At 61.8% G+C, this 25,109-nt stretch carries 23 protein-coding genes; 8 read left to right on the top strand and 15 right to left on the bottom strand.

All coding sequences use genetic code 11. The annotated features are described in order from the left end of the window. Positions 1-100: 100 nt before the first annotated feature. Positions 101-1,444 carry a glutathione-disulfide reductase gene (gene gorA / locus BUB54_RS04405; RefSeq protein WP_048878416.1) on the bottom strand — a complete coding sequence of 448 codons (1,344 nt, stop codon included), beginning with the start codon at positions 1,442-1,444 and terminating at the stop codon, positions 101-103. 185 nt (positions 1,445-1,629) lie between these two features. On the opposite strand from gorA, the gene BUB54_RS04400 reads away from it, so the two are divergent. Beyond that, positions 1,630-4,299: a tetratricopeptide repeat protein gene (locus BUB54_RS04400; protein ID WP_048878329.1), complete on the top strand. Its 2,670-nt coding sequence runs from the start codon at positions 1,630-1,632 to the stop codon at positions 4,297-4,299. A 4-nt stretch (positions 4,300-4,303) separates the two neighbouring features. Here BUB54_RS04400 and BUB54_RS04395 read toward each other — a convergent pair whose 3' ends face one another. The 8 genes from BUB54_RS04395 to BUB54_RS21390 all read right to left on the bottom strand — a co-directional run bounded on the left by BUB54_RS04395 (position 4,304) and on the right by BUB54_RS21390 (position 12,970). Further along, complete coding sequence (locus BUB54_RS04395) at positions 4,304-5,179, bottom strand: hemolysin family protein (protein WP_048878330.1); 876 nt, start codon at positions 5,177-5,179, stop codon at positions 4,304-4,306. Beyond that, entirely contained in the window at positions 5,176-5,616 is a 441-nt protein-coding gene (ybeY, locus tag BUB54_RS04390; RefSeq protein WP_048878331.1) for an rRNA maturation RNase YbeY, read from the bottom strand. The genes BUB54_RS04395 and ybeY overlap by 4 nt, the downstream gene beginning before the upstream one ends. Before the next feature lie 42 nt (positions 5,617-5,658). Continuing rightward, positions 5,659-6,597 (bottom strand): PhoH family protein, encoded by a 939-nt coding sequence (locus tag BUB54_RS04385; protein ID WP_241869350.1) that lies wholly within the window; start codon positions 6,595-6,597, stop codon positions 5,659-5,661. A gap of 86 nt (positions 6,598-6,683) precedes the next feature. Beyond that, positions 6,684-8,042, bottom strand: coding sequence for a tRNA (N6-isopentenyl adenosine(37)-C2)-methylthiotransferase MiaB (gene miaB / locus BUB54_RS04380; RefSeq protein WP_048878417.1), 1,359 nt, complete (start codon positions 8,040-8,042; stop codon positions 6,684-6,686). 170 nt (positions 8,043-8,212) lie between these two features. Next, positions 8,213-8,728 (bottom strand): glycine cleavage system protein R, encoded by a 516-nt coding sequence (locus BUB54_RS04375; protein ID WP_048878333.1) that lies wholly within the window; start codon positions 8,726-8,728, stop codon positions 8,213-8,215. 6 nt (positions 8,729-8,734) lie between these two features. Continuing rightward, positions 8,735-9,511 carry a Bax inhibitor-1/YccA family protein gene (locus BUB54_RS04370; RefSeq protein WP_048878334.1) on the bottom strand — a complete coding sequence of 259 codons (777 nt, stop codon included), beginning with the start codon at positions 9,509-9,511 and terminating at the stop codon, positions 8,735-8,737. 153 nt (positions 9,512-9,664) lie between these two features. Next, complete coding sequence (locus tag BUB54_RS04365; RefSeq protein WP_048878335.1) at positions 9,665-12,427, bottom strand: Rne/Rng family ribonuclease; 2,763 nt, start codon at positions 12,425-12,427, stop codon at positions 9,665-9,667. A 345-nt stretch (positions 12,428-12,772) separates the two neighbouring features. Beyond that, on the bottom strand, positions 12,773-12,970 hold the full coding sequence (locus BUB54_RS21390) for a hypothetical protein (protein ID WP_244890750.1): 198 nt from the start codon (positions 12,968-12,970) through the stop codon (positions 12,773-12,775). Between BUB54_RS21390 and BUB54_RS04360 the strand changes: the two genes are divergently transcribed. Beyond that, entirely contained in the window at positions 12,936-14,084 is a 1,149-nt protein-coding gene (locus tag BUB54_RS04360; protein WP_244890749.1) for a glycosyltransferase family 2 protein, read from the top strand. The two genes, BUB54_RS21390 and BUB54_RS04360, sit on opposite strands and share 35 nt — an antisense overlap. A 103-nt stretch (positions 14,085-14,187) precedes the next feature. Continuing rightward, a complete protein-coding gene (locus tag BUB54_RS04355; RefSeq protein WP_048878337.1) occupies positions 14,188-16,341 on the top strand; it encodes a malate synthase G in 2,154 nt (717 codons plus the stop codon). Between the two features lie 52 nt (positions 16,342-16,393). Here BUB54_RS04355 and BUB54_RS04350 read toward each other — a convergent pair whose 3' ends face one another. Next, entirely contained in the window at positions 16,394-17,413 is a 1,020-nt protein-coding gene (locus tag BUB54_RS04350) for an aldo/keto reductase (protein WP_048878338.1), read from the bottom strand. A gap of 97 nt (positions 17,414-17,510) precedes the next feature. On the opposite strand from BUB54_RS04350, the gene BUB54_RS04345 reads away from it, so the two are divergent. Then, positions 17,511-17,969, top strand: a complete 459-nt coding sequence (locus BUB54_RS04345; protein ID WP_048878339.1) for a hypothetical protein — start codon at positions 17,511-17,513, stop codon at positions 17,967-17,969. Here BUB54_RS04345 and argF read toward each other — a convergent pair whose 3' ends face one another. Further along, positions 17,970-18,908, bottom strand: a complete 939-nt coding sequence (gene argF, locus BUB54_RS04340; protein WP_048878340.1) for an ornithine carbamoyltransferase — start codon at positions 18,906-18,908, stop codon at positions 17,970-17,972. A gap of 64 nt (positions 18,909-18,972) precedes the next feature. Next, entirely contained in the window at positions 18,973-20,163 is a 1,191-nt protein-coding gene (locus tag BUB54_RS04335; RefSeq protein WP_048878341.1) for an aspartate aminotransferase family protein, read from the bottom strand. A 43-nt stretch (positions 20,164-20,206) separates the two neighbouring features. Between BUB54_RS04335 and BUB54_RS04330 the strand changes: the two genes are divergently transcribed. From BUB54_RS04330 to dnaQ, 4 genes are read left to right on the top strand one after another with little or no spacing between them, the layout of a single operon-like run. Then, complete coding sequence (locus BUB54_RS04330; protein WP_158320092.1) at positions 20,207-21,427, top strand: glycosyltransferase family 87 protein; 1,221 nt, start codon at positions 20,207-20,209, stop codon at positions 21,425-21,427. Continuing rightward, positions 21,334-22,158 carry a shikimate dehydrogenase gene (locus BUB54_RS04325; RefSeq protein WP_139284790.1) on the top strand — a complete coding sequence of 275 codons (825 nt, stop codon included), beginning with the start codon at positions 21,334-21,336 and terminating at the stop codon, positions 22,156-22,158. The genes BUB54_RS04330 and BUB54_RS04325 overlap by 94 nt, the downstream gene beginning before the upstream one ends. Further along, positions 22,155-22,739: a dephospho-CoA kinase gene (gene coaE, locus BUB54_RS04320; RefSeq protein ID WP_048878343.1), complete on the top strand. Its 585-nt coding sequence runs from the start codon at positions 22,155-22,157 to the stop codon at positions 22,737-22,739. The genes BUB54_RS04325 and coaE overlap by 4 nt, the downstream gene beginning before the upstream one ends. Beyond that, the gene (gene dnaQ / locus BUB54_RS04315; protein WP_048878344.1) at positions 22,736-23,410 is read left to right on the top strand and encodes a DNA polymerase III subunit epsilon; all 675 of its coding nucleotides are present in this window, start codon (positions 22,736-22,738) and stop codon (positions 23,408-23,410) included. Before coaE ends, dnaQ begins: the two co-directional genes overlap by 4 nt. Here the strand turns inward: dnaQ and BUB54_RS04310 are convergent. Genes BUB54_RS04310 through thiS form a run of 3 tightly spaced genes read right to left on the bottom strand, consistent with a single transcriptional unit; the run spans position 23,400 to position 25,066 of the window. Beyond that, on the bottom strand, positions 23,400-24,041 hold the full coding sequence (locus tag BUB54_RS04310) for a VC0807 family protein (RefSeq protein WP_073211278.1): 642 nt from the start codon (positions 24,039-24,041) through the stop codon (positions 23,400-23,402). The genes dnaQ and BUB54_RS04310 overlap by 11 nt on opposite strands. Before the next feature lie 8 nt (positions 24,042-24,049). Further along, positions 24,050-24,841, bottom strand: coding sequence for a thiazole synthase (locus tag BUB54_RS04305; RefSeq protein WP_048878345.1), 792 nt, complete (start codon positions 24,839-24,841; stop codon positions 24,050-24,052). A 3-nt stretch (positions 24,842-24,844) separates the two neighbouring features. Then, on the bottom strand, positions 24,845-25,066 hold the full coding sequence (gene thiS, locus BUB54_RS21900; RefSeq protein ID WP_175556464.1) for a sulfur carrier protein ThiS: 222 nt from the start codon (positions 25,064-25,066) through the stop codon (positions 24,845-24,847). Positions 25,067-25,109: the final 43 nt, after the last annotated feature.

The raw sequence follows: 25,109 nt of genomic DNA, 5'->3' as shown, positions 1-25,109 counted from the left end.
CTAATTAAGCCTGTTTCACAAATAAACGCTACTCGCCCGCCTGCAAGGGCTCATCAACCCTGCCGCGCGCCGCGCAGGCGGAGGGGCAAGGCGGCTCTTTTTACCGGGTCTGTGTGCGCATGGTCACGAATTCTTCCGCCGCCGTCGGATGAATCCCGATGGTCCGGTCGAAATCCGCCTTCGTCGCGCCGGTTATGATCGCCACCGCTAGACCTTGCATGATTTCCGGGGCATCCTCACCCAGCATGTGCGCGCCTAGCACCTTATCGGTCTTGGCGTCCACGATCAGCTTCATCAACGTCTTGCGTGTCCGCCCGCTGATGGTGTGGCGCATGGGGGTGAATTTGGAGACAAAAATCTTCACCCCATTCGGCCGCTTCGCCGCTTCCTCCTCCGTCAGTCCCACCGTGGCGATGGGCGGAATGGAAAACACCGCCGTTGGCACGTTCTCCAGGCTTACCCCGCGCGGCTTGTTGCCATAGAGCGTATCGGCCAGCGCGTGCCCTTCGGCGGTGGCCACCGGAGTCAGGTTCAGCCGGTCCGTCACATCGCCCAGCGCGTAGATATGCGGCACATTGGTGGCAAAATCCGGCCCCACGGGAATTTCCCCTTTCTTGCCGGTCGTCACGCCGGCGGCGGCCAGATTCAGCCCCCTAGTATTTGCCGCACGCCCGGTTGCAAAGAACACGGTATCCACCGTCACCACTTCCCCGCTGGACAGAGCGAGATGCTTGCCATGCGCGTCCGCCGTGATGGCGGCCGGCGTAGTGCCCGCGTGCAGAGTCACGTTATTCTGCGCCAGTGCCTCGGCCAGTGCCTCACGCAGATCCGTATCGAAGCCGCGCAGCGGCAGTGGCTGGCGATACACAAGATGCGTTTCCGCCCTCAGCCCCGCAAACACGCCAGCGAACTCCACCGCGATATAGCCACTACCCACAACTGCCACGCGCCGCGGCATGTCCGGCATCACGAAGATGTCATCCGAAATGATGGCATGGTCCGCGCCGGGAATATCCAGCCCGGTCGGATGCCCGCCAGTGGCAATCACAATCCGTTCCGCCGTAACGCGCTTCCCGCCCACATCCAGCGTATGGGCGTCTATAAAACTGGCCTTCGCGTCAAAAATTGTTGCGCCCGCATTGTCCAGCAGTCGGCGGTAAATGCCGTTCAGACGGCTGATTTCCTTGTCTTTTGCAGCCAGCAGCGCGGCCCAGTCATGCCCACCCGCGGTCATATCCCAGCCAAAGCCGCGCGCATCCTCGGCCAGGGCGCCATACTCTGCCGCCATCACCATGAATTTCTTCGGCACGCAGCCCACATTCACGCAGGTTCCACCCCAGAAGCGTGCTTCCGCCACGCCCACGCGCGCTCCGTAGCCTGCCGCAATGCGCGCACAACGTACCCCGCCAGAGCCTCCGCCAATCACGAAGAGGTCGAAATCCATCATTACAATCCTGCCATGCCGGGGGTTTAGGTAGTATGAGAGCGGCCATTTACCAATACTGAATGTTGAAAGGCTTAATTCTTCCGTGGCTTGTAATGGCTGCGCGCCAGCGTGAAGGTTTCTATGTGATTTTAAAAAGTCAGCGTACTGAAACAAAACGGAATGCGGGCTAAGACGTGGTCATAATGAATAATCACGGGATCGGTGCGTTGAGAGTCAGAGGCTATATTGACCAGCTTGGTGAAGCGCTGAATGTCGCTGGTTGGGCTTGGTTTGAGGAGGCCCCCCAGCAGCGGCTGGAGATTGAATTCCTAATCAACGGTACCCCCGCCGGCCGCGTTGTGGCCGAGGTTTACCGCAAGGATGTCGCCGAGGCCGGTATTGGCGATGGCCATTACGGTTTTGATTGGCCGCTGGTATTGCCCCTGCTTGAACTACACGGGGCGCCAAATATCACTCTCAGCGCGCGCGAGGTGAAAACCGGCCAGCCTTTATCCAACAGCCTGGATTTCACACCCTCTGAGCTTGCCACCCGTCTTGCTGCCCTTCCGGTTACGGCGGAGTTGCCGCGCAGGCTGGCGGCGTTGCGGGCGGCTACCCACCTGACACCGGAGGACCCATGGCCCGCCAAGGCTCTGGCGGACGTACTGCGAGATGCCGGGAGGACTGACGAGGCCGCCATTGTGCTGCGGCAGCTTCTTGCCCAGCATAAGAGGTTTTGGCATGCGCATGTGATGCTCGGCCATCTTGCACGGGCGGCGGGGGAGCGCACGGCTGCTCTGTCCTGGTTTGAGCAGGCGGCTGAGCTGGCGCCAGGTGATGTCTGGCGGTGGCTGGATATTTCTGAGGAACTGCGCGCCCTGGACCGGTTCGAGGACGCTAAAACGGCGCTCCAGCGCGCTGAAGAAATCAAGTCTGACTTCTGGGCCGTGGCGTTGGGACGCGGCTATTGCGCTCGTGCCCAGGCCGAGCACGAGGCTGCGCGGCGATATTTCGAGGATGCGATCCGCCTGGCGCCAACGGAGCTGGCGCCGCGCATCGGGCTAATTGAGGAACTTCGCGACGCCGGTATGTTGGATGACGCCCGAACCGCCGCCAAGGCACTGTTGGAGGCGTATCCCGGCAGCATGCCGTTGCTACTCAGCCTGGCGTACACTGAACGTCAGGCCGGCTGCGCCGAGGAGGCCGCCCGCTTCTTCGGCGCGGCCTTGGCGCAGGAACCGGAAAACCCTACCCTCCTCGCGGAGTTGGCGCGGCAGGAATACCGGCTGGGCCGCCAGCAGGAGAGCAATGCACACTTGATCCGCGCCCTGGAATTGTCGCCCGGTCACACGGATGCCGTCACTCAACTCGCCAGCCAGGCGCTCACCGTGGGAGATGCCGCCCAGGCATACGAAATTTACCGTGCCGCCGCCGCGATAAAGCCGGGTGAACTCGCCTTCCGTTTTGGTATGCTGGACACGCAGGCTTGGCAGGGCCGCATGCAAGATGCGCTAATGGGCCTGCAGGCCATGGAGCGCGAATATGGCGCCACCCCTCAGCTACAAAGCTGGCGGATCACGCTGTTACGCCGCACCGGGCAGATGGACGAGGCCCTGCACGCTGCCCGTACCGCCACCGCTGCCGCGCCCCAACAATTTTGGCTGTGGGTCGAACGGTTCCAGACCGAGTTGCTGGCCGGGTCGGACGCCATGCTTCAGAAAAGCCTGTTGGGTATTCCCGCCACCACCCGGGCCGAGCGCGCGGTCAAGCGCCGTTGTATCGGCGCCCTGGCAGAGAGCCTCTGGCAGACGGAGGCTGCCCTTAAGCATTACGAAGACGCGGCCCAGCTTTACCCGAACGACGTCTCCCTGCAGGAGGCTCTGGCCCGTATCCAGTTGATGCGCTTCAACTTGCCGGGCGCGCGCGCGCATTTGCGCCGTCAATATGAGCTAATGGCCGCCGATCGCCGTTTGCGACGCGAATCCTTAAATATTTCGCAGTCTCTGCTAGGGCAGATAATTCACGAATATGCGCTGGATGAAGATATGGCGGAAAGCTGGCCCGCGCTGAGCGGCCTTTCACCGTTCGAGCGGGTGGCTCCTCTCGCCACCTTGGTACGCGAAGCGCCAGACAGCACCGCCGCTGCCGCTGCCTTGCTGTTGGCCCTGCGTCAGGCGGAAAAGCTGGATTTCATCCCTGAGCCGGGGGATGCCATGCTAATCCCCCGTCTCATTACTGCTTTCTGGGACCAGCCGGACGTACCCGCCGATGTTGAGGCGATGATGCAAAGCTGGCGGACCTGCAATCCCGGCCATGAGTGGCGGCGGTTCGATACAGCCCGGGCCCAGGATTATCTGGCCGCTAAATTCCCTGGCCCCGTTCTGGGGGCCTTTCAGCGCGTGCGGGAAGTTCCGCAGAAGGCAGATATTTTTCGCTTGGCGGTACTGGTGGCCGAGGGCGGCGTGTATGCTGATGCGGATGACCGTTGCCTGCGGCCGCTGGATAATCTGGTGCCCCATGGGGCAAACTTGGTTCTGCCGCAGGAGGAGTTTGGTTGTGCCGGCAATCACTTCCTGGCCGCAGCACCAGGACATCCAGTACTGCAAGCCGCGCTACGGACTGTGGCGGCGGCGATCAATCGTGGTGATAATGAAATTCCTTGGCTGCTCTCCGGCCCCGGGCTGCTGACCCGTGTCTTGGCCCAGCATCTGACTGAGCGGGGCGTGAATGCTGGGCTGCCGCCAGGGCTGGTCTTGCTTGACCGTCGGGAGCTAGGGCGCAGCGTGGCGGGCGGCTGCTTTGCCACTTACAAGGTTTTCCACATGCGCCACCGCAAACGCATTGACGCGGCGGCCTTGCGCCAAAACGCCTAGGGCGTCAGCTATCCTGGTTTTCGTCTTCCTCGGGCTTCACGCGCCGCACCCGCAGCTTGCGTATGCGCCGCGCATCCGAATCCAGCACCAGAAACTCCACGCCTGACGGGTGGGTGATGATTTCCCCACGCGTGGGCACGCGCTCGGCCAGATTAAACACTAGCCCACCAACGGTTTCGATATCCGCCTCGCGTTCATCTTCTGAGAGCACCGGGCCGATTGTTTCCTCGAACTCCTCCACCGGCAGGCGGGCATTGATGTCATAAGCCCCGTCCGCGCGCTCAATCAGCATCGGGCCTTCGATTTCGTCATGCTCGTCGGAAATATCACCGACGATGGTTTCCACCAGATCCTCAATAGTCACCAGCCCGTCTATGCCGCCATACTCATCCACCACAAGGGCGAGGTGGGTGTGCATCTGGCGCATTTGCAATAGCAGGTCGAGCACCGCAATCTGCGGTGCCACAAAAAGCGGCTTGCGGAGAATCTTCTCGACCGAAAACTCCTCCGGGCTGCCGGTGAAGCCAAACACGTCCTTGATATGCACCATGCCCGCCACGTCATCGAGATGTTCCCGATAAACCGGCATCCGCGAATGGCCTTCCTCACGGATTAGCGCCAGCGCCTCATCCAGCGTTACGTCAGCCTTCATCGCCACAATATCAGGGCGCGGCAACATCACATCGTCCGCCGTAATATCCCGCAGCCGCAGCACATTACCGATCAAAGCGCGTTCCTGCGCGTTCAGGTCAAGCGATACGCCTTCCTGACGGTGCGTTTCCGCGCCGTTTTCCTGTTGCACCAGCTCCGCGATGGAATCGCGCACGGACTGCTCCGGGCTGCGCAATTTGCCAAGCAGGCGGGTGAGGGCGCTGCTCATCGGTTTTTCCAGGGGTTCGGCACACTCAGCCGGGCCAGAATACGGGTTTCCTCCGCTTCCATTTCCCGCGCCTCGCCGGGATGGTGATGGTCATAACCCTGCAAATGCAGTGCCCCATGCACAATTAGATGGGTCAGATGGTTGGCGATGCTTTTACGCTCCCGCCGCGCTTCTTTCTCCACCACGCCGAAGGCCAGCAATATCTCCGGCGGTTGCTCGTAGGTCAGCACATTGGTTGGCTTGTTCTTTCCACGGTCGCGGAAATTCAGCTGCTTCACGGTGCGGTCATCCGTCAACGCCACGCTGGCGGCACAGCCAGCGACGCTTAGCGCGCGGGTAATCCGCCGCACTGCATCCGGCACGTGGGCGCGCCAGCGCCGGTCCGTGATGATGATTTCGAACCCCCCGAGGGGGCTGCTACTTCCAGGCTCGTCCATTGGTTTTACTGCTGTCGCAAACCCGTGGGGGTTGAGTCAACCTTACCGGTCACCCTGTTGTTCGCGCGCATACTCTTTCACGGCCTTGTAACGTTGGTCATACGCATCGACGATTCGCGCCACCAGCGGATGGCGTACCACGTCGTTATTGGTGAACCGACACACTCCGATGCCCGAGATGCCCTCCAGCGTTTCCAGCGCATCCGCAAGACCGGAGCGCGTGTTGGGCGGCAGATCGATCTGCGATAGATCTCCGGTAATCACCATGCGCGTGCCTTCCCCCATACGGGTCAGAAACATCTTCATCTGCACCGGGGTGGTGTTCTGCGCTTCATCCAGAATCACGAAGGCATGCGCCAGGGTTCTGCCACGCATGAATGCCAGCGGGGCAATTTCGATCTCTCCGGTGGCCATCCGCCGGGTGAGTTGGTCGCCTGGCAGCAGGTCGTTCAACGCATCGTAAAGCGGGCGCAGATATGGGTCCACCTTCTCCTTCATGTCACCGGGTAAAAAGCCAAGCCGCTCACCAGCCTCCACCGCCGGGCGGCAGAGTACAATCCGGTCCACCTTGCCTGAGGTCAGCATCGCCACGGCCTGTGCCACGGCCAGATAGGTCTTGCCCGTTCCGGCGGGGCCCAGGCCAAACACCATCTCATGCCGGCCCAGCGTGTCGATATAAACCGCCTGTCCCTGGCTGCGCGGGCCCACGGCCCCCTTGCGCGTGCGGATGGCGGGCAGATCGGAAAGTGGCAGGCGGGGCTCGTTTGCTGGGTCTGTCAGGCGCAGGGCCGCATCCACTTTCGGGCCGTCAATCATCTCACCGCGCTCCAACTGTTCATAAAGGGCTGTCAGCGCCGCTTCCGCCGCCGCCACCTGCTCGCCTGTGCCTGAAATCGAGATTCTATTACCCCGGCAGGCCAGGCGTACCCCCAGCTTCTGCTCGATCCGGGCCAAGTGCCGGTCATGATCCCCAAGCAGCATCGACAACAACACATTGTCACCGAAGGTCAGGGTGAGGGCGCGTGGAAGCGCGGCCGAATTGCGGGCGGGGGTGGCGATGATCTGGCTCAAGCGGCGATTAACTCCTTATCCAAAAGAGTCCCTGACAAAGAATTGGGGTTGGCACGGGTAATTTTCACCATGCGAATCTTCCCGGTGAGGTCTGTTTCATGCTCGACCACTACCGGCTGCAGCCAAAGCGAGCGCCCGGCAATCTGCCCTGGGTGCCGCCCGGAACCTGTAAACAGCACCGGGGTCTCCAGCCCCACGATGCTCGCGTTAAAGGTGTTCTGCTGCTCGCGGAGCAGTCCCTGAAGCTCTTGCAGCCGCGCATCCTTCACCGCCTCCTCCACCTGCGGCAGGGAGGCCGCCGGTGTGCCGGGGCGCGGCGAGTATTTAAAGCTGTACGCCAGCGCGAAGCCGGTTTCGCGCACCAGCTTCATCGTCTCCTCGAAATCCGCGTCGGTCTCCCCCGGATGCCCGGTAATGAAGTCAGAGGACATCGCCATATCCGGCCGGACATGGCGCAGCCTTTCCACAATACGGCGGAAATCGTCGGCTTTATGCTTGCGGTTCATGGCGCGCAGAATTTTGTCAGAGCCGGACTGCACGGGCAGATGCAAAAACGGCATCAGTTTGATATTGTCCCGGTGCGCCAGAATGAGATCCTCCCCCATATCGTTAGGGTGCGAGGTCGTGTAGCGGATTCGCTCTAACCCCTCGATCTCCGCCATCTTGTCCATCAGCTGGGCGAGGCTCCACGTGGAACCATCAGGCCCTTCGCCATGATAAGCATTCACATTTTGCCCCAGCAGCGCGATCTCCCGCGCCCCTAGCGCCACCATGCGCTTCGCCTCGGCCAATACGCTGGCTACCGGGCGGGACGCTTCCGCCCCGCGCGTATAAGGCACCACGCAGAAGGAGCAGAATTTATCGCACCCTTCCTGGATAGACAAAAAGGACACCACCCCCTGCGGCGCCGCGTCATCCGGGAGATAGTCGAATTTCTGCTCCACCGGGAAATCCGTATCGATCACCGCACCGGCCTTGCGGTGTGCCTGGGCGATCAGCTCCGGCAGGCGATGATAAGCCTGAGGCCCCACCACCAGATCCACGAACGGCGCGCGCTGAGCCAGTACTTCGCCCTCCGCCTGCGCCACGCAGCCAGTGACGGCGATCATCATGTTGCCGCCCTGCTCCTCTTTCATTTTCCGCAGGCGGCCGAGCTGGGAGAACACTTTTTCCTCCGCCCGCTCGCGGATATGGCAGGTATTGATGATCACCATATCCGCCCCTTCCGGGGCCGCGACCGTCTCATAGCCCAGCGGACGCAGCAGGTCTGTCATCCTAGCGCTATCATACACATTCATCTGGCAGCCGTGCGTGACGACGTGCAGCTTGCGGGGGGTGCGGTCGGTCGTGGTCATGCGCTCAAATCCATCCGGTTCGTCCGGATGGAGAAACGCGGGGCGGGCTTGCAGGTCAAGCGCAAAGCTTGAGATTCCTCCTGAGCATGACGCCATTCCGCTATGCGGTACCGCGCCGTGTCAAGAAAAATCGGGTTAAGCTTTTGGGAAAGGCCGGTTCTGACGGCTGCTCACGCCTCTTCCGGCTGTTTGATATCTACCATGAATTCGGCGGTCAGCTTCTCCAGAGCGTGGCTGACATCATGGGCCGAGAGACCGCGTGGCAGGCCCAACCGGGCAACGGCGCGGAACATATCCTCGCCCGTGAACGGTGCGCTTTCAATCCGGGAGGAGAATTCCTCGATATTCACGCCAAGTCCGCGCAATGTCTGCGTGACCTCGCGAACAATGCCGGGGCGGTCATTGCCCAGCAATTCCAGTGTCACCTGCTCAGCCGGGGCGGGCGCGTCGGAGCCGGTGAGCACATTCACCGCCAGCCCCTCATCGGACAAAGACGAAAGGGCGGTCGCCAAAGCATCCGCCCCTTCATCGGCCACTCGGACCAGAATAATCCCCGCGAATGTCCCGGCCAGATGCGCCAATCGGCTTTCCAACCAGCTGCCGCCCCCGGCGATGATTTTCTCGGAGAGGGTGTTTACGAGACCTGGCCGGTCGGGACCGGCCAGGCTGACAACAAGAGAGGCCATGTCAGGTCAGCGCTGGCTGCGCTGACCAAATAGCTGCAGCAGGAACAGGAACAGGTTAATGAAGTTCAGATACAGCTGCAGGGCATCATAGACCGAGCGCTTGCCGGCCATTTCCACACCATAGGAGGAGCCGAACTGAATGTAGTCGGTCTTGATCCGCTGGGTGTCATAGGCGGTGAGGCCCAGAAAGATGAACACCCCCAAAATCGACACCGCGAAGGCGATCGCCGAAGAGTGCAGGAAGATATTCACCACCGAAGCCAGGATAATGCCGATCAGCCCCATAAAGAAGAAGCTGCCCCAGCTCGTTAGGTCGCGCCCTGTGGTGTAGCCATACAGGCTGGTGGCGGCGAACATGCCCGCTGTGATGAAGAACACCGCCGCGATCGAGGTCGAGGTGTAGATCAGGAAAATGTTGGCGATGGACGCCCCCATCGTGGCGCAGAAAATCCAGAACAGGGTCTGGGCGGCCGTTGTGGAGAGCTTGTTAACGCCGAAGCTGAGCACCATCACAAAAACGAGCGGCGCGAAGATTGCGGCATATCCCAGAATGGTGGGTTGCAGCGCAACGCCGCCCGCCACGGCGACCTGATGGTAGAACAAGTTGATCAAGGACGTATTGGCGATGGCGAAGGAAATCAGCCCGGTCAGAACCAAGCCGGACGCCATCCAGTTATAAACGCGCAACATGTAGGCGCGCAGTCCCGCATCCAGCGCGGCGCTGCCATAGGCGGCATAGCCAGCCTGTACAGTGCGGTAGGATTGATTCGGGTTGAAGGCCATGAGTGTTATTGCTCCTAGAGACGTGCCTTATTGAGACACGCCTCTATGATTCGCAGGATTCTCTGGCTTTTCAAGTGAAATGGCGGCAAAAAACGCCGCCATTCCGCTACGAATTGTAAATTACGATCATTTAATGACAGGCGGGGGGTAGATTTACCGCCGCCACCAGCCAGTTTTCTTGGCTGCGGGGGCCTTGGTGGTGCCAACTAAAATAGGCTTCACGGACGCCGCCGCTTCCGCTGCGGCAACCATTTCGGTCTCCGGCACGGTCTGCGTCACCTCAGCCACCGGTTCCGGTGCAGGCTCAGACGTCGGGCTGGGGGCGGCAGGCGCCGCTTCAGCCGCTTGTGCGTCCGCCGCCAATTCCACCGTGGCCTCAGCTTCAGTCTTGGCTTTCGCCTTCACGGGCGTTTTCCTCTTGCGGGGCGCGCGCTTGGGCTTGGCCGGGGCCTCGGCTGCCTCGGCGGCGGCTTCAACCGGTGCCTCCGCCGGGGCGGCGTCGGTCTTGCGTTTGCGAGGCGCGCGGCGGCGTTTGGGCGCGGGGGCTTCCTCGAGCGCCGGTTCTTCGGTTGCCGAGGGCTGGGCCGCGGTTTCCTCAAGCTGGGGCTCCGCTAGCGCTTCAATCAAAGCGGCGGGTTCCACCGGCGCCGGTTCGGCCTCAGTGGCCACCGGCGCGGTTTCAACGGGCGCGGCCTCGGCGGGTTGCGCCTTGGTTTCCTCTACTTCGCCAAAGGCGGCTTCAAGGGCCAGATCCAACTCTGAAGTCAGCGGTTCCACGGCTTCGCTGTCCGGTTCCGGCTGGGTTTCGGTGCCATTGGCCTGGCCGTTTTCGTTGCGGCGGCGGCCACGGCGGCGGCGGCGGCGCTTGCGGTCGCCCCGTTCCTGCCCGGCTTCGGCGCTTTCGCTCTCCTCGGTCTCGGGCTCAACCTCCTCGATCTCGATCGTGGTGGTTTCCAGCACGCGCTCGACCCGCACTGGCGGCGGGGCAGGCGGCTGCGCCGTCTGAGCCTTCAGCCGTTCCAGCCGGAAATTGCTGCCTGTTAGCGTTGAATCCGGGCTGAAGATCACCCGCATCGCGTAACGCGCTTCAATCTGAGACAGCCGCTCGCGCTTATGGTTAAACAAATAGAACGCAATCTCCGGCGGCAAGGACACGGAAATCTCCGCTGCCTTGAACTTCCCGCCTTCATCCTCGATGGCCCGCAGAATATGTAGCGCTGCACTTTCGGGGCTGCGCACATGGCCCATGCCGTTACAATGCGGGCAGGTGACCAGCGATGCCTCGGTCAGGGAGGGGCGCAACCGCTGGCGGGACATTTCCAGGAGCCCGAAATGGCTGATGGACCCCACCTGGATGCGCGCGCGGTCATGCTTTAACGCGTCCTTCAGCTTGCGTTCCACGGCCGCGTTGTTCTTGCGGCTTTCCATGTCGATGAAATCGATCACGATCAGCCCGGCCAGATCGCGCATTCGCAAGTGCTTTGCCACCTCCTCGGCGGCTTCCAGATTGGTGCGCAGGGCCGTGTCCTCAATGGAGCGCTCACGCGTGGCGCGGCCGGAGTTCACATCGATCGCAACTAGGGCTTCGGTCTGGTTGATGACGATGTACCCGCCTGAGCGCAGCTGAACCACCGGATTGAGCATCGCATCAAGCTGTGTTTCCACCTGATATTTGGAGAAAAGCGGCTGTCCCTCGTTCCAGATCTGCACCTTGCGGGCATTGGCGGGCATCAGCATGCGCATAAAGTCTCGCGCCGCTTTGTAGCCTTCAGCGCCGTCCACCAGAATATCCTCGACATCGCGGGTATAAACATCGCGGATGGCGCGCTTGATGAGGCTGGCTTCCTCATAAATCATTGCCGGCGCGGAAGATTCCATGGTCTTGTCACGGATATCGTCCCAAAGCCGAAGCAGATACTCGCAATCGCGCTTGATCTCGGGCTTGGGCCGGTTGGCCCCGGCGGTCCGCACAATCAGCCCCATGCCCTGCGGAATATCCAGCTCGGCCATCGTCTCCTTCAGGCGGCGTCGGTCGGTCTGGGAGGTGATCTTGCGTGAAACGCCGCCCCCGGTGGGGGAGTTGGGCATCAGGACCGAGAAGCGCCCGGCCAGAGACAGATACGTGGTGAGCGCTGCGCCTTTATTGCCACGCTCCTCCTTCACCACCTGCACCAGCATGATCTGGCGGCGGTGGATCACGTCCTGAATCTTGTAATTCCGTAGGAAACGCTGGCGCAAGCGGCGCTCGCGGGCTTCGGCGGCGTCATCGCCATCGCCGCCCACCTGTTCCGGCGCTGGGGCTTCGGCCTCCTGAAACTCAATGGTCTCCGGCTCGGCTGTCTCTCCGGCTTCGGCGGAGATTTCAGCGGGCATGGCTTCCTCGTCGGCGGAATCAGCCGGGGCCTCCGCGTCGGGGGCAATGTCCGGGGCGGTGGCGGGCTCTGATAGCGCTTCCGCGACCATGGGGGGCCCGTCCAGCGGTGCGTCGGCAGAGTCTTCCGGCGGCGGCGCGGCGAGAATCTCGATCGGCTTGATCTCAAGCGACTGGGCGCTCACCCCCTCGGCGTCGGCGGCTTCCGGAGCGTCCTCATCCTCGGCGTGGTTGGCGTCCTCATCCGCTTCGGCGGCGGCTTCGGCCTGCAATGCCAACAGCTTCTGCCGGTCCGCGACCGGGATCTGGTAATAATCCGGGTGGATTTCCCCAAACGCCAGGAACCCATGGCGGTTGCCACCATAATCTACAAACGCCGCCTGCAGGCTGGGTTCGACCCGAATAACCTTGGCTAGATAGATATTGCCTTTGATCTGCTTGCGGCTAACCGTCTCGACATCGAAATCTTCGAGGCGGTTACCGTCCAGAACCACCACGCGGGTTTCTTCCGCGTGGCTGGCATCGATCAGCATCTTTTTCGACATTAACGCTAAAACTCCGGCGTGCGCCAAGCGGAGCGGCCCTGTCCGGGCGGCCCTGCGCGAGGGACGCGTGATAAAAATGACAGAAAAGGGGTGCGGAGCCGAACCGGGCCAGTGCCTTGAAGGAGTATGTGATTTCTGTAGGCAAAGCGGTCATCGGGTCCATGAACTCGCCGGCGCTGGGGCGCCGGTCATACGGTATTCTTTTGGTTTGGACGCAGCGTTCACGGTCGGCGGGTCAAGGCCGGGCTCCGCATTGCGCGCATCCTGACATTGTAGATGACGTAAAAACCCCGTCCCCGCAAGGGGGTTGTCGGCAGGTCCGGTTTCCGGTCAAAACAGACCTTATCAGGTGAGGCTTTCAGGCGCAGGTGGAAAGAATGGCTTGGAAATACCGTTACGCAATTGCCGCTTGCGCCCGTTGGGAGAAATCATGATGGTGGTTGAGTTCGGTAGGGAACCTTTCCAGAAACGGCTTGGCATTGCCGTCACGACCTTCAACCGAAGGGAGATGGTGCTTGAGTTGGTGGCAAAAATCAGGGCCATGACCACCTCCCCATTCGACTTGGTGATTTGCGACGATGGATCTGGTGACGGCACGGTGGAGGCTCTGCGCGAGCGGGGGGAGGTTGTAGTCAGCGGTATCAATCGGGGTATTGCCTGGAACAAAAACCGAGGCATTTACTACTTGCTGCACACATGCCAGTGCGATGTCGTTCTGTTGCTCGACGACGATGTGGTACCCGTGTGTCGTGGCTGGGAACAGGAATGGATTGTTGCCGCAAATGCCCACGGTCATGTGAATTTTGTTCATCCGATTTTTCACTCACGGGTCATCATGGGCGAAAATAAGGCTGAAAATCCGGGCATGTGTACTATGCTAAACGGATGTGCATTGGTGTTCGATAGGCTGGTGCTGGCACAAATCGGCTTCATGGATACTCGCTTCGGACGTTATGGGCATGAGCATACGGAAATGACGCTAAGGGCTGTTCGTGCCGGATATGGCGGAGTTTTTTTGAAAGCGCCGGAGGGGGGCAGCCATTTGTTCAAGGTGATTGGGGGGGGGCTTGAGGCTCTGGCTGTTGATGGTCATGGTTCTCAGGCTGAAGCCCTGGCAAATGATGCAATTATGGCGTCGATCAGGAATGATCCTGTTTATCGTCACGCTTGGCGAGAAGACCAAGCAATGGCGGTGTTTTTGGCCGAACAAGACGAAGCGCTTTCTGCCTTGGGCCAAAAACGCCCATATAACAAAAATATCTTCCCGTCGTTGGAGGCTTACCAGCGATTCCGGCAAGAGCAGGGCATAGACTCTGTGGATTCTTCCCTAGCCTTTCTCATCGGCGATACCATGCCAAGCCTGATCGAAGAAGCGCTCTCCGAGGGCCAGCGTGCTGTCGCCGTTGAACCCGACGCCAAGCTCTATTACGCCCTGGCCGAGCGCTTCGCGGATGCCATTGCCGAGGGGCGGCTGGTGCTGGAAAATTTCGCCCCCGCGCCGCGTGGCGGCGAAATCGCTATGCTCACGCCGCGCGATGGCGGCCGGCCTTACCCGGTGGCCACCATCAGTTGGGGAGAGCTGGTGGCCAAGCATGGCCGCCCTGCCCGCGTACACATGGCGGCGGAGATCCCGGGTTTTCCGACCATGACAGGCTGACCCTGCAAACTGGTCAGGCCAGCCGCCGCTTGCCTCCTCCCCTGACTTTGCGGCACAAGCGCCCCGGGAAGGTGTCGAAGACGATATATTGAGGAGTTCCATTATGCCTGAACCCAGAACGTCCGTTTCCGGCCTCTCTGTCGCCACCGTTCTGTATGATTTCGTGAATAATGAGGCACTGCCGGGCACGGGGCTGGAACAAGCCGTGTTCTGGGATGGGTTCGCCGCGCTGCTGAAGCGTTTTGCCGCCACCAACGCAGTGCTGCTGGCGAAGCGCGATGAAATCCAAGCCAAGCTGGATGACTGGTACAAGGCGCATAAAGGCCAGCCGCACGACCAAGCCGCTTACGAGGCGTTTCTGCGCGAAATCGGCTATCTGTTGCCCGAGCCCGCCCCCTTCATGGTGGAAACCGCGAATGTGGATGACGAAATCGCCCATATCCCCGGTCCGCAGCTGGTGGTGCCGGTTTCTAACGCCCGCTACGCGCTCAACGCCGCTAATGCCCGCTGGGGCAGCCTGTACGATGCGCTCTATGGCACGGACGCCTTGCCTGAGACAGACGGCGCGGCGCGCGGCAAGGGCTTCAACCCGATCCGCGCGGATGCGGTGATCGCCCGCGCCCGCGCGTTTCTGGATGCGCGCTTCGCGCTGGAGGAAGCTAGCCATGCCGACGTGCTGGGCTACCGCGTGGTGGATGGCCGGCTGATTGCGCTGCTGCCTTCCGGCGACGCGCCGCTGAAAAACGCCGCGCAATTCGCCGGGTATAAGGGCGAAGCCATCGCCCCCACCGCCGTGCTACTGAAAAACCATAATCTGCACGCGGAAATCGTCATCGACCCCACTCACCCGATCGGCAAGAACGATACGGCGCATATTGCCGACATCATTCTGGAGTCCGCCATCAGCACCATCATGGATGCCGAGGATTCCGTCGCCGCCGTGGATGCAGAGGACAAAGTCGGCGTTTACCGCAACTGGCTGGGGCTGATGCAGGGCACGCTCTCCGCCCCGGTGGAGAAAGGCGGCAAGACCTTCGAGCGTAAGCTGAACCCCGACCGCGACTACACCGCGCCGGACGGCTCCACCCTCAGCCTGCACGGGCGCTCTCTGCTGCTGGTTCGCAATGTTGGCCACCACATGCTGACGGACATCATCACTCAGGACGGTGCGGAACTGCCGGAAACGGTGATCGATGCGGTCATCACGTCGCTCATCGCCAAGCATGACCTCGCGGCGAAGCGCAATTCCCGCAAAGGCTCGGTCTATATCGTCAAGCCGAAGATGCATGGGCCGGAAGAAGCCGCCAACGCCAACGCTTTGTTCGGCGCGGCGGAGGAACTACTGAAACTGCCCGCCAACACCCTGAAAATGGGCATCATGGACGAGGAGCGCCGCACCAGCGCCAACCTGAAAGCCTGCATCGCCGCCGCGAAGAGCCGCGTGGTGTTCATCAATACCGGCTTCCTGGACCGCACGGGCGACGAGATCCACACCTCCATGGAAGCCGGCGCTTTCCTGCGCAAGAACGACATCAAGACTCAGCCCTGGATCAAATCCTACGAGGACCGGAACGTGGATTTCGGCCTAGAATGCGGGTTGCAGGGCAAGGCGCAGATCGGCAAGGGCATGTGGGCCGCACCGGACCAGATGGCCGCGATGCTAGAGCAAAAGATCGCCCACCCCAAGGCGGGCGCCAACACCGCTTGGGTACCCAGCCCCACCGCCGCCACGCTGCACGCGCTGCATTATCATGAGGTGGACGTGTTTGCCCGGCAGAACGAGCTGAAGAGCCGTCCCGCCGCTAAGCTGTCAGACCTGCTCACCGTGCCGCTGGCCTATGGCGTGAACTGGAGCCCGGCGGAAATCCAGCAGGAGCTGGACAATAACTGCCAGGGTCTGTTGGGATATGTGGTCCGCTGGGTGGACCAGGGCGTCGGCTGCTCCAAGGTGCCGGACATTCACGATGTCGGGCTCATGGAAGACCGCGCCACCCTGCGCATCTCTTCCCAGCACATTGCCAACTGGCTGCATCATGGCATCGTTACCAATGATCAGGTGATGGAGACACTGAAGCGCATGGCCCTGGTGGTGGACAAACAGAACGCGGACGATGCCGCTTACACCCCGATGGCTCCTGCTTATAACGGCCCGGCCTTCAAGGCGGCGATGGATCTGGTGTTCGAAGGGCTGACCCAGCCCAACGGCTATACCGAGTTCATTCTCACCCGCCGCCGTCGTGAGGCGAAAGCAGCGTAAGGACAAAAATTTTGACGGGTTTGGGGGATTTTTTACAAATCCCCCAACTCTGTTACCGCAGGCTCACCTTCGGCGTCTCGGCCTTGCGGATCGTGCTCACCCCCGCCACCGGATGCGGCATATAAGGTGTTTCCAACGCCGCCACCTCCTCCGGTGATAGCGTCACCTCCAATGCCCCCAGCGCGTCGGTCAGATGCGAGGTTTTGGTCACCCCGATAATCGGCGCGGTGATTTCCGGCTTTTGCAGCAACCAAGCCATGGCCACCTGGGCGCGCTTCACCCCCTTTGCGGCGGCGATATTGGCCACTTCCTCCACCACCTTGCGGTCTTGCATCTCGGTATTGGCGTAGATGGATTTCAATACCGCATCCGTCTCAGCGCGTTTGGTGGTCTCTGCCCAGTCGCGGGTCAGCTTGCCGCGTGCGAGTGGGCTCCACGGGATCACGCCCACGCCCATATCCGCGCAGAGCGGCAGCATCTCGCGCTCCTCCTCCCGGTAGATCAGATTCACCTGGTTCTGCATGGAGATAAACGGCGTCCAGCCATTCATCTTCGCGGTATATTGCGCTTTGGAGAACTGCCAGGCAGACATTGAGGACGCGCCGATATACCGGACCTTGCCGGACTTCACGATGTCATGCAGCGCCTCCATCGTTTCCTCAATCGGCGTCGCCTCGTCCCAGCGGTGGATCTGGTACAGGTCTAGATACTCCATACCGAGCCGCTTCAGGCTCTCGTCCACCGCCGTGAACAACGCCTTGCGGGACAGCCCGCCTGTGTTCGGCGCCCCGCGCCAGGGGAAAAACGCCTTGGAAGCCACCACAATCTCGTCCCGGTAGGCAAAATCCCGCAAGGCCCGGCCAAGAATCTCCTCTGAACTGCCGCCTGAATACATATTAGCGGTGTCGAAGAAATTGATTCCCGCCTCCAAAGCCTGCCGGATCACCGGGCGGCTGGCATATTCATCCAGCGTCCATTCATGTGTGCCCCGCTGCGCCTCGCCAAAGCTCATGCAGCCCAGGCACAGGCGGGAGACGGTCAGCCCCGTGGGGCCTAAATTACGGTAGTCCATGGCGTACTCCTTCCGGTTCTGCCGCAACATGGGGTGTAAACCGGTTCGATCCCAGGGGCGTTTGACGCGTTGGCCTGCCGCATGTCAGGCTCATGCCATGCTGAGAATCATGTTCTGGGCCCTGCTTCTGGGGTTTGCCTTGCTGCATGTGCCGGTGGCGCGCGCGGCGGGGCTGTGTGCCGCGCAGCCGAATAACGACACGCTGCGCCCCTTGCCCGCCGCCTTGGTGCCTCAGGTCCAGCAGGCTTTCGGCCTGCATATGAGTGCCGCCCAGACACAGAGAATGACCGTCACGCGCTGCATGGGTGGCAAGCTCTATGCCTGCGTGGCGGGGGCCAATCTGCCGTGCAGCAAGGCCAATCTGGGCACCTCTCTGCCCGCCGCGAAGGAATGGTGTACCCAAAAGCCGGATGCGGACTATATTCCGGCTTATATTTCAGGTCACGACACCGCCTATAACTGGCGTTGCCAGGGCGGTAAGGCCGAGATTGTGCCGCCCTCCGCCGCGCTGGATGCGCGGGGCTTCTTCCAGCAATACTGGAAACCGGTCGGGTAGTTAGCCCATCGCCCAGGCCAGGATGGCCTTTTGTGCGTGCAGTCGGTTCTCCGCCTCGTCAAACACCACGGAGGCCGGACCGTCGATTACTTCGGCAGCCACTTCCTCGCCCCGGTGCGCGGGCAGGCAATGCTGGAAGATCGCCTCAGGCGCGGCTTTTTCCATCAGCGCAGCAGTGACCTGATATGGCGCGAAAGCGGCGGCGCGAGCGGCGGCTTGACCCTCTGAATCGGACATTGAGAGCCAAGTATCCGTTACTACGCAGGCGGCATTTTCTACCGCCCAATCTGGGTCGATCCCTACCTCCACGTCAGCGCCTTCCTCCTTCGCCCAGTCCAGCATCTCGGCGCGGGGCATATAGCCGGCGGGGCAGGCAAGGCGGAGGCTGAATTTGAACCGTGCCGCGGCCTCAATGAACGAGGCGGCGACATTATTGCCATCCCCCACCCAGGCGATCTTCTGCCCCTCGACCGGGCCCTTATGCTCCTCGAAAGTAAGGATATCGGCCATGATCTGGCAAGGGTGAGAAAGCTCCGTGAGCCCGTTGATCACTGGAATACGGGCATGGCGCGCCAACTCATGCAGCTTCTCGGCGGAATCTGTCCGCAGCATGATCCCATGCACAAACCGCGAGAGCACGTTGGCGGTGTCGGCAATCGTCTCCCCTCGGCCGATTTGCATGTCTTTGGAGGATAGCACCACGGCCTCGCCGCCCAGCTCCTTCACCGCCACTTCAAAGGAGACACGGGTGCGGGTGGAAGGTTTTTCAAAAATCATTGCCAGCGTTTTCCCCGCTAGCGGTTTTTTGGTGAGGTTGCGGCGGCTGCGTTTCAGGGTGGCGGCGGAGGTCAGCAAAGCGCGCAGCGCCTCGCCCGAAAAATCCTTGAGGTCCAGAAAATGCCGGGGGCCGGACTCCTGCAAGGACAGCACAGCACTCATCTTAGGTTCTCCTTATAAGAAACGGTCACATGATCCGGCGTGGGGGCCAAGCGGCCCCACCCGTTCATTTTGCCGTCTCCGTCGTCTTGGCTAGCGCACTGGCAGTTTGATCGAGCAGCGTGATAGCCGCATTGCAGTCATCACGGTTTATGATAAGCGGCGGGATCAGGCGCAGCACGTTCTCGCCCGCCGCCACGGTCAGCAGCCCTTGCTTCATGGCCTCGGTCTGCACATTGCCATTCGGCATGGCGCATTTCAGCCCTAGCAGCAGTCCCTTGCCGCGCAACTCGGTAAACACGGCCGGGTGCCGGGCAATCAGCTTGTCCAGTGCCGTGTGTAGATAGGCGGCGACCTCGTTCATCTGGTCCAGAAAGCCATCGGCCAGAATCACGTCCAGCACCGCATTGCCCGCCGCGCAGGCCAGTGGGCTGCCGCCGAAGGTGGTGCCGTGGCTGCCCGGCACCAGTGACTTGGCCACATGCTCCTTGGCCAGCAGTGCCGCCATCGGGAAGCCGCCGCCAATGCCCTTGGCCAGCGAGGCGACATCCGGCTCCACATCGATCCATTGATGGGCCAGCAGCTTTCCGGTGCGACCCATGCCGGTCTGGACCTCGTCAAAGCCGAGGATCAGCCCGAACTCGTCGCAGGTGGCGCGCAGGTCATGCAGAAACTGCTCATCCGCCGGGCGGATGCCGCCTTCGCCCTGGATCGGCTCGATCAGGATCCCCGCTGTCTCGGCGGTGATGGCGGCGCGCACGGCGTTGAGGTTGTTGAAGGGCACATGGTCGAACCCTTCCACCGGCTTGCCGAAGCCCGCCAGATATTTGGGGTTGCCGGTGGCGGAAACGGTTGCCAGGGTGCGGCCATGGAAAGCGCCTTCGAAACAAATTATCCTTGTGCGCTCGGGGTGCCCAGCATCGGCTTGCGTTTTGCGGATGGCTTTGATCAGCCCCTCATTCGCCTCGGCGCCGGAATTGCAGAAGAACACGCTGTCCGCGAAGCTGGCCGCGACAAATCGCGCCGCCAGCGTTTCCGCCTGCGGCACGCGGTAAAGGTTGGAGACGTGAATCACCTTGGCCGCCTGCTCGGCAATGGCCTTCACCAGATGCGGGTGCCCATGGCCCAGCGAGGAGGTGGCGATGCCCGCGCCGAAATCCAGATAACGTCGCCCATTCGTATCAAACAGCCAGGGGCCCTGGCCGTGATCGAATGCGACGTCAGCTCTGGAAAAGTTCGGCATTAGCGCGGAAATCATGGATATGCTTTCAAGGCGTCAGAAAGCCCGGACTAAAGCGCACATGCCCAAAAAAAATCAAGCCTTAGCCCGTTTGTGGTTGGCCCTGACAATTGCCGTTTGCACGCTTCCTTCGTTGGGCGAGGGGGGGGCGATTCTGTGGGGGCTGCATCGTGGCTATACCGGAAAAGCCTTGCGCGATGGGCTGGATTTCTGGGCTGGTGGATTTTTGTTCCTGCACCATCAGTTGCCGCTGCTGTTCAATCACACGGCGTATCAGAGCTTTTTGCAAGGCATGTATGGAAATTTGCCGTATCACCTCTGGAGCTACCCGCCGAGCTATGGGCTGATTGCCGCCGCGTTTGGCTGGCTCTCGCCCTGGCATGCGGTGTTGGCGTTTGATGCACTCTCTTTGGTGCTGCTGGCGGGGATGCTGCGGCTGGCAGGCAAAAGCGGGTGGTTTATCGCCGCGATACTGCTGGCCCCGGCAACGCTGGAAAATGCCCTAGAACATCAGAACGCGGCGCTGATGACGGCGTTGATCGGCGGTGGGCTGTTGCTGGTGCGCAACCGCCCGCGTCTGGCGGGGGGAATGATCGGGCTGGCCAGCTTCAAGCCGCAGCTAGGACTGGTGCTGCCGCTTTACCTGTTGCGCCGGGTACCTCTGGCGTTTTTATACGCGACGTTGGCGGCGGTGGGGCTGGTGGCGGCGTCAGTGTGGGCGTTTGGCCCGGCGGCCTGGGTGGGGTTCTGGCATTATACCCGGCCGATGATGAGCAATGTGCTGCTGACTGGCCACCCCAAGGAGTTCGCGGGCGGGCTGATCAGCGTGTTTGCCGCGGTAAAGGCGCTGGCCGGGCTGCATGCTGCGTTTGTGTTGCAAGCGGCGGTGTCTCTGGCCTGTATCGGCGCCGGGCTGCTGAGCCGCTCCGTCCCGGCGATGTTGATTCTCTCCGCCCTCGCCAGCCCATATCTGCATTTGTATGACCTGTTGGGGGTGAGCCTTGCCGTGGCGTTGCTGGTGGAGCGGCGCTTGGCCGAAGACGGGTTTAAGGCCGGGGAGCCGTTGCTGTATTTTCTGGTCTGGTTCGGGCCTGGATTGCTGCCCTGGCACCCGGCCTATGCGCATCTGGCGCCTGTGCTGTTGATTCTGCTCTTGGCAAGCGCATGGCGGCGTGGTGGTGTCCGCTCATGCGACTTATCTCCGGCTCAGCCCGGCTCGCCGGTGTTACCGGCTGGCCGGTCGCCCATTCCCGTTCCCCCCGAATCCACAACACCTGGCTAGCCCGCCACGGGATAGACGGTGCGTATGTGCCGCTGCCCATCCGGCCGGATGATTTCCCCAGCGTGATCCCGGCCTTGGCCAAGGCCGGATTCGCGGGGGTGAATGTGACCATTCCGCATAAGGAAGCGGCCTTCGCGATTTGCGTTAAGGTCGATGATTTCGCCCGTCGCGCCGGGGCAGTGAACACGCTGATCTTCACCCCGCACGGGATTGAGGGCAGCAATACCGACGGGTACGGTTTTGTGGCCAATCTGCGCCACCATGGCGTGAAACCCGCCGCTGGGCCGGTACTGATTCTGGGCGCGGGCGGCGCGGCGCGCGGCATTGGCGCCGCTTTGCAGGATGAAGGGGCGGAGATCACCATTACCAACCGCACGCCGGAGCGCGCGGCGGCGTTGGCGGCGGCGCTGCCACCGGCCAAGGTGCTGCCCTGGGAGCAGCGTGAGGATGCGCTGGGCGATTACGCGCTACTTATCAACACCACCTCGCTTGGCATGGTGCATGAGCCGCCCTTGCCGATGAATCTGGACCGCGCGGCCCCCGGCCTCGCGGTGGCGGATATTATTTTCGCGCCGCTGGAAACCCAGCTTCTGGCCGATGCCAAGGCGCGCGGCTTAAAGCCGGTGGAAGGTTTGGGGATGCTGCTTCACCAGGCGGTTCCAGGTTTCAGCGCCTGGTTTGGCGTGACGCCGGAGGTGGATGAGGCGCTTTACCGGATTGTCGCCGCATGATGCGTTTGGGCCTCACTGGTGGCATTGGCATGGGCAAATCCACCGTGGCGGCAATGTTCGCCGCGAGGGGCGTGCCTGGCTTTAATGCTGATGAGGAGGTCCACCGGTTGCAGGCGCCGAACGGCGCGGCGATTCCCGCCATTAATGCCGCGTTTCCCGGCACGGTAACAGCCGGTGTGCTGGACCGTGCCCAACTGCGCGCGCTGGTGCTGGCTGACCCAGCCCGGATGCGCGACTTGGAAGAGATTATGCACCCGCTAGTGCGCGCGGCGCAGGCCGCTTTTTTGGCGCGAGCCGAGGCTGAGGGCCGCAAAGCGGTACTGTTGGATATTCCGTTGTTGTTCGAAGGCGGCCGGAAAGCCGCCGTTAACAAGGCGATTATCGTCTCCTGCCCGCGGGAAACCCAGATTGCCCGGGTTAAGCAGCGTGGCCTGCCCCGGGCGCAGATCGAGGCGATTATCGCCAGGCAGATGCCGGACGCGCAAAAACGCGCGCTGGCCGATTATGTGGTTGAAACTGGCGGCACGCTCGCTGAAACAGAGGCGCAGGTGCACGCCATCATCAAGGAGCTGGGGCTATGAGCCGTTCCGTTCTATTCGATACCGAGACCACGGGCTTTGAGCCGCTGACCGGGGATCGGGTGATTGAAATCGCCGCGATCGAGCTGGAAAACGACCTGCCGACCAGCAACCAGTTTTACGCGCTGATTGATCCGGAGCGGGATATTCCGCCAGAGAGCACCAAGATTCACGCCATTACCAACGCGCATGTGGTAGGCAAGCCAAAATTCGCGGATATCGCGGATGAGATGCTGGCCTTTTTTGGCGACGCGCCTCTGATCGCGCATAACGCGCCGTTCGATTTCGGGTTTATTTCCGCCGAGCTGGAACGTATCGGCAAACCCCCGCTCGACAAAGCGCGGATGATCGACACGCTGGTGCTGGCCAAGGAGCGTTTTCCTGGTATGCCGAACAGCCTGGATGCGCTGTGCCGCCGTTTTGAGATCGACCTCTCCGCCCGTACCACCCATAACGCGCTGCTGGACTGCAAGCTGCTGGCGGAGGTGTATGTGGAACTCACCGGCGGGCGCCAGCGCGGTTTGACGCTGGATATGGAAGCCTCGCTCTCCTTCGCGCATTATCAGCCGCCCGCGTCCCGCACCCCGCGCCGGATTGCGCTGACCGACGCGCAGCGCGAGGCCCATGCGGCGTTTATCGCCAAGATCAAAGAGCCTGTCTGGCTTAAGGAATAGGCTCGCCCGCCGGCGGAACCTGGACTGGGGATTGCAGCGCGGCCAGCGCCTTGCGCCGCGCGCCGTACCAAACGCTCCAAAGCATCAGCAGGCCAAAAATGCCGTAGCCGATAAACGGCGAGAGCAGCAGATAGCGGTCGATGCTCCAGACCCAGGCGAGGAGGCACATCAGCGCCGTCTGTAAAACCAGCCCCACGCCCCAGATAAAGGTCATCACCCGGAAGGTGCGACGTACCTCTGGCATTTGCCACATGGCGTCAAACTGCGCAGCCCCTTGCTCGGTATTGCGCGCGGAGGTGGCGCGGGCGAGGTAGAAGATCAGCGGCTTTTCCAGCAGCAGCGAGGCAAGAAACAGCAACCCGACCGCCCCCGTGACCAGTGCGTCGCGGATCTGGATGATTTTTGGCGACCCGCCAAGGGCTGTGGCCGCCACGGTGAGCAGGATGCTGGCCACGACCAAAAACGAGACAGCATCCAGCCGCTTGGTTTTCGCCAGTTCATAACCGCTCCAGAGCAGCGGGGGCACGGCGGAGGCGATGAGGGCGTTGGTGTCGCCCAGTGTGCTGTCCAGCGCCTCATACACCAAATACGGCGCCAGGAAGTTGGCGCTGAGTTCCGGGGCAAGGCGCAGGACGGCTTTCAGCGGATGAGCCCGGTCATGGGCGAGGAGGCGGAGGCGTAGTTCTTGCGCGGAATCCGCCCGGCCTCATAAGCAAGCCGCCCGGCGATGACGCCATGCTTCATGGCCACCGCCATTTTCACCGGGTCGTCCGCCATTGCGATGGCGGAGTTCACCAGCACCGCGTCGCAGCCCAGCTCCATGGCATAAGCAGCGTCCCAGGCGGTGCCGACCCCGGCATCCACCAGCACCGGCACCTTGGCGTTTTCGATAATCATCTGGATCATCAGCGGGTTCTGCACCCCCAGCCCGGAACCGATAGGTGCGCCCAGCGGCATGATGGCCACACATCCCATCTCCTCCAGCCGTTTCGCGGCCACCGGGTCGTCCGAGCAATACACCATCACCTCGAACCGGTCTTTGATCAGGGCTTCGGCGGCGAGCAGGGTGGCGGCCATGTCCGGATACAAAGTAGGCTGCGGGCCCAGCACTTCCAGCTTCACTAGGTTCCAGCCGCCGGCCTCGCGGGCCAGGCGCAGGGTGCGCACGGCTTCGTCCGCCGTGAAGCAGCCAGCTGTGTTGGGTAGATAGGTGTAGCGTTGCGGGTCCACGAAATCCTGGAGCATCGGGGCTTTGCGGTCGGATAGATTCACCCGGCGCACCGCCACCGTGACCATCTCCGCGCCCGAAGCCTCAATGGCGGCGGCGGTGGTTTCCAGGTCCTTGTATTTGCCGGTGCCAACCACCAGGCGGGACGCGAAATGCCGCCCCGCGACGGTCCAGCCGTGCGCGGTGTGCGTTGTGCCGTCCATAGTCTAACCCCCTCCGACGAAATGCACGATTTCCAGCGTATCGCCCGCCGCCAGCAAGGTGGCGGCATATTGCGAGCGCGGGACGATTTCCAGATTACGTTCCACCGCCAGCTTGCGTGTGTCCAGCTCCATAATGGTCACCAGCCCGGCCAGCGTGGTGCCCGTGGGCACCTGCAAGGCTTCACCGTTCACGCTCAGGCTTATTTGTTCAGTGGTCTGGCTCATCACTCGTATTATCGGCCCCTGGAAGCGGGGCTGCAAGGCAAGG

The sequence above is a fragment of the Acidocella aminolytica 101 = DSM 11237 genome (assembly GCF_900129125.1).
In the GTDB taxonomy this organism is placed as follows: Bacteria; Pseudomonadota; Alphaproteobacteria; order Acetobacterales; family Acetobacteraceae; genus Acidocella; species Acidocella aminolytica.
This window is presented reverse-complemented; position numbering and strand designations above follow the sequence as displayed.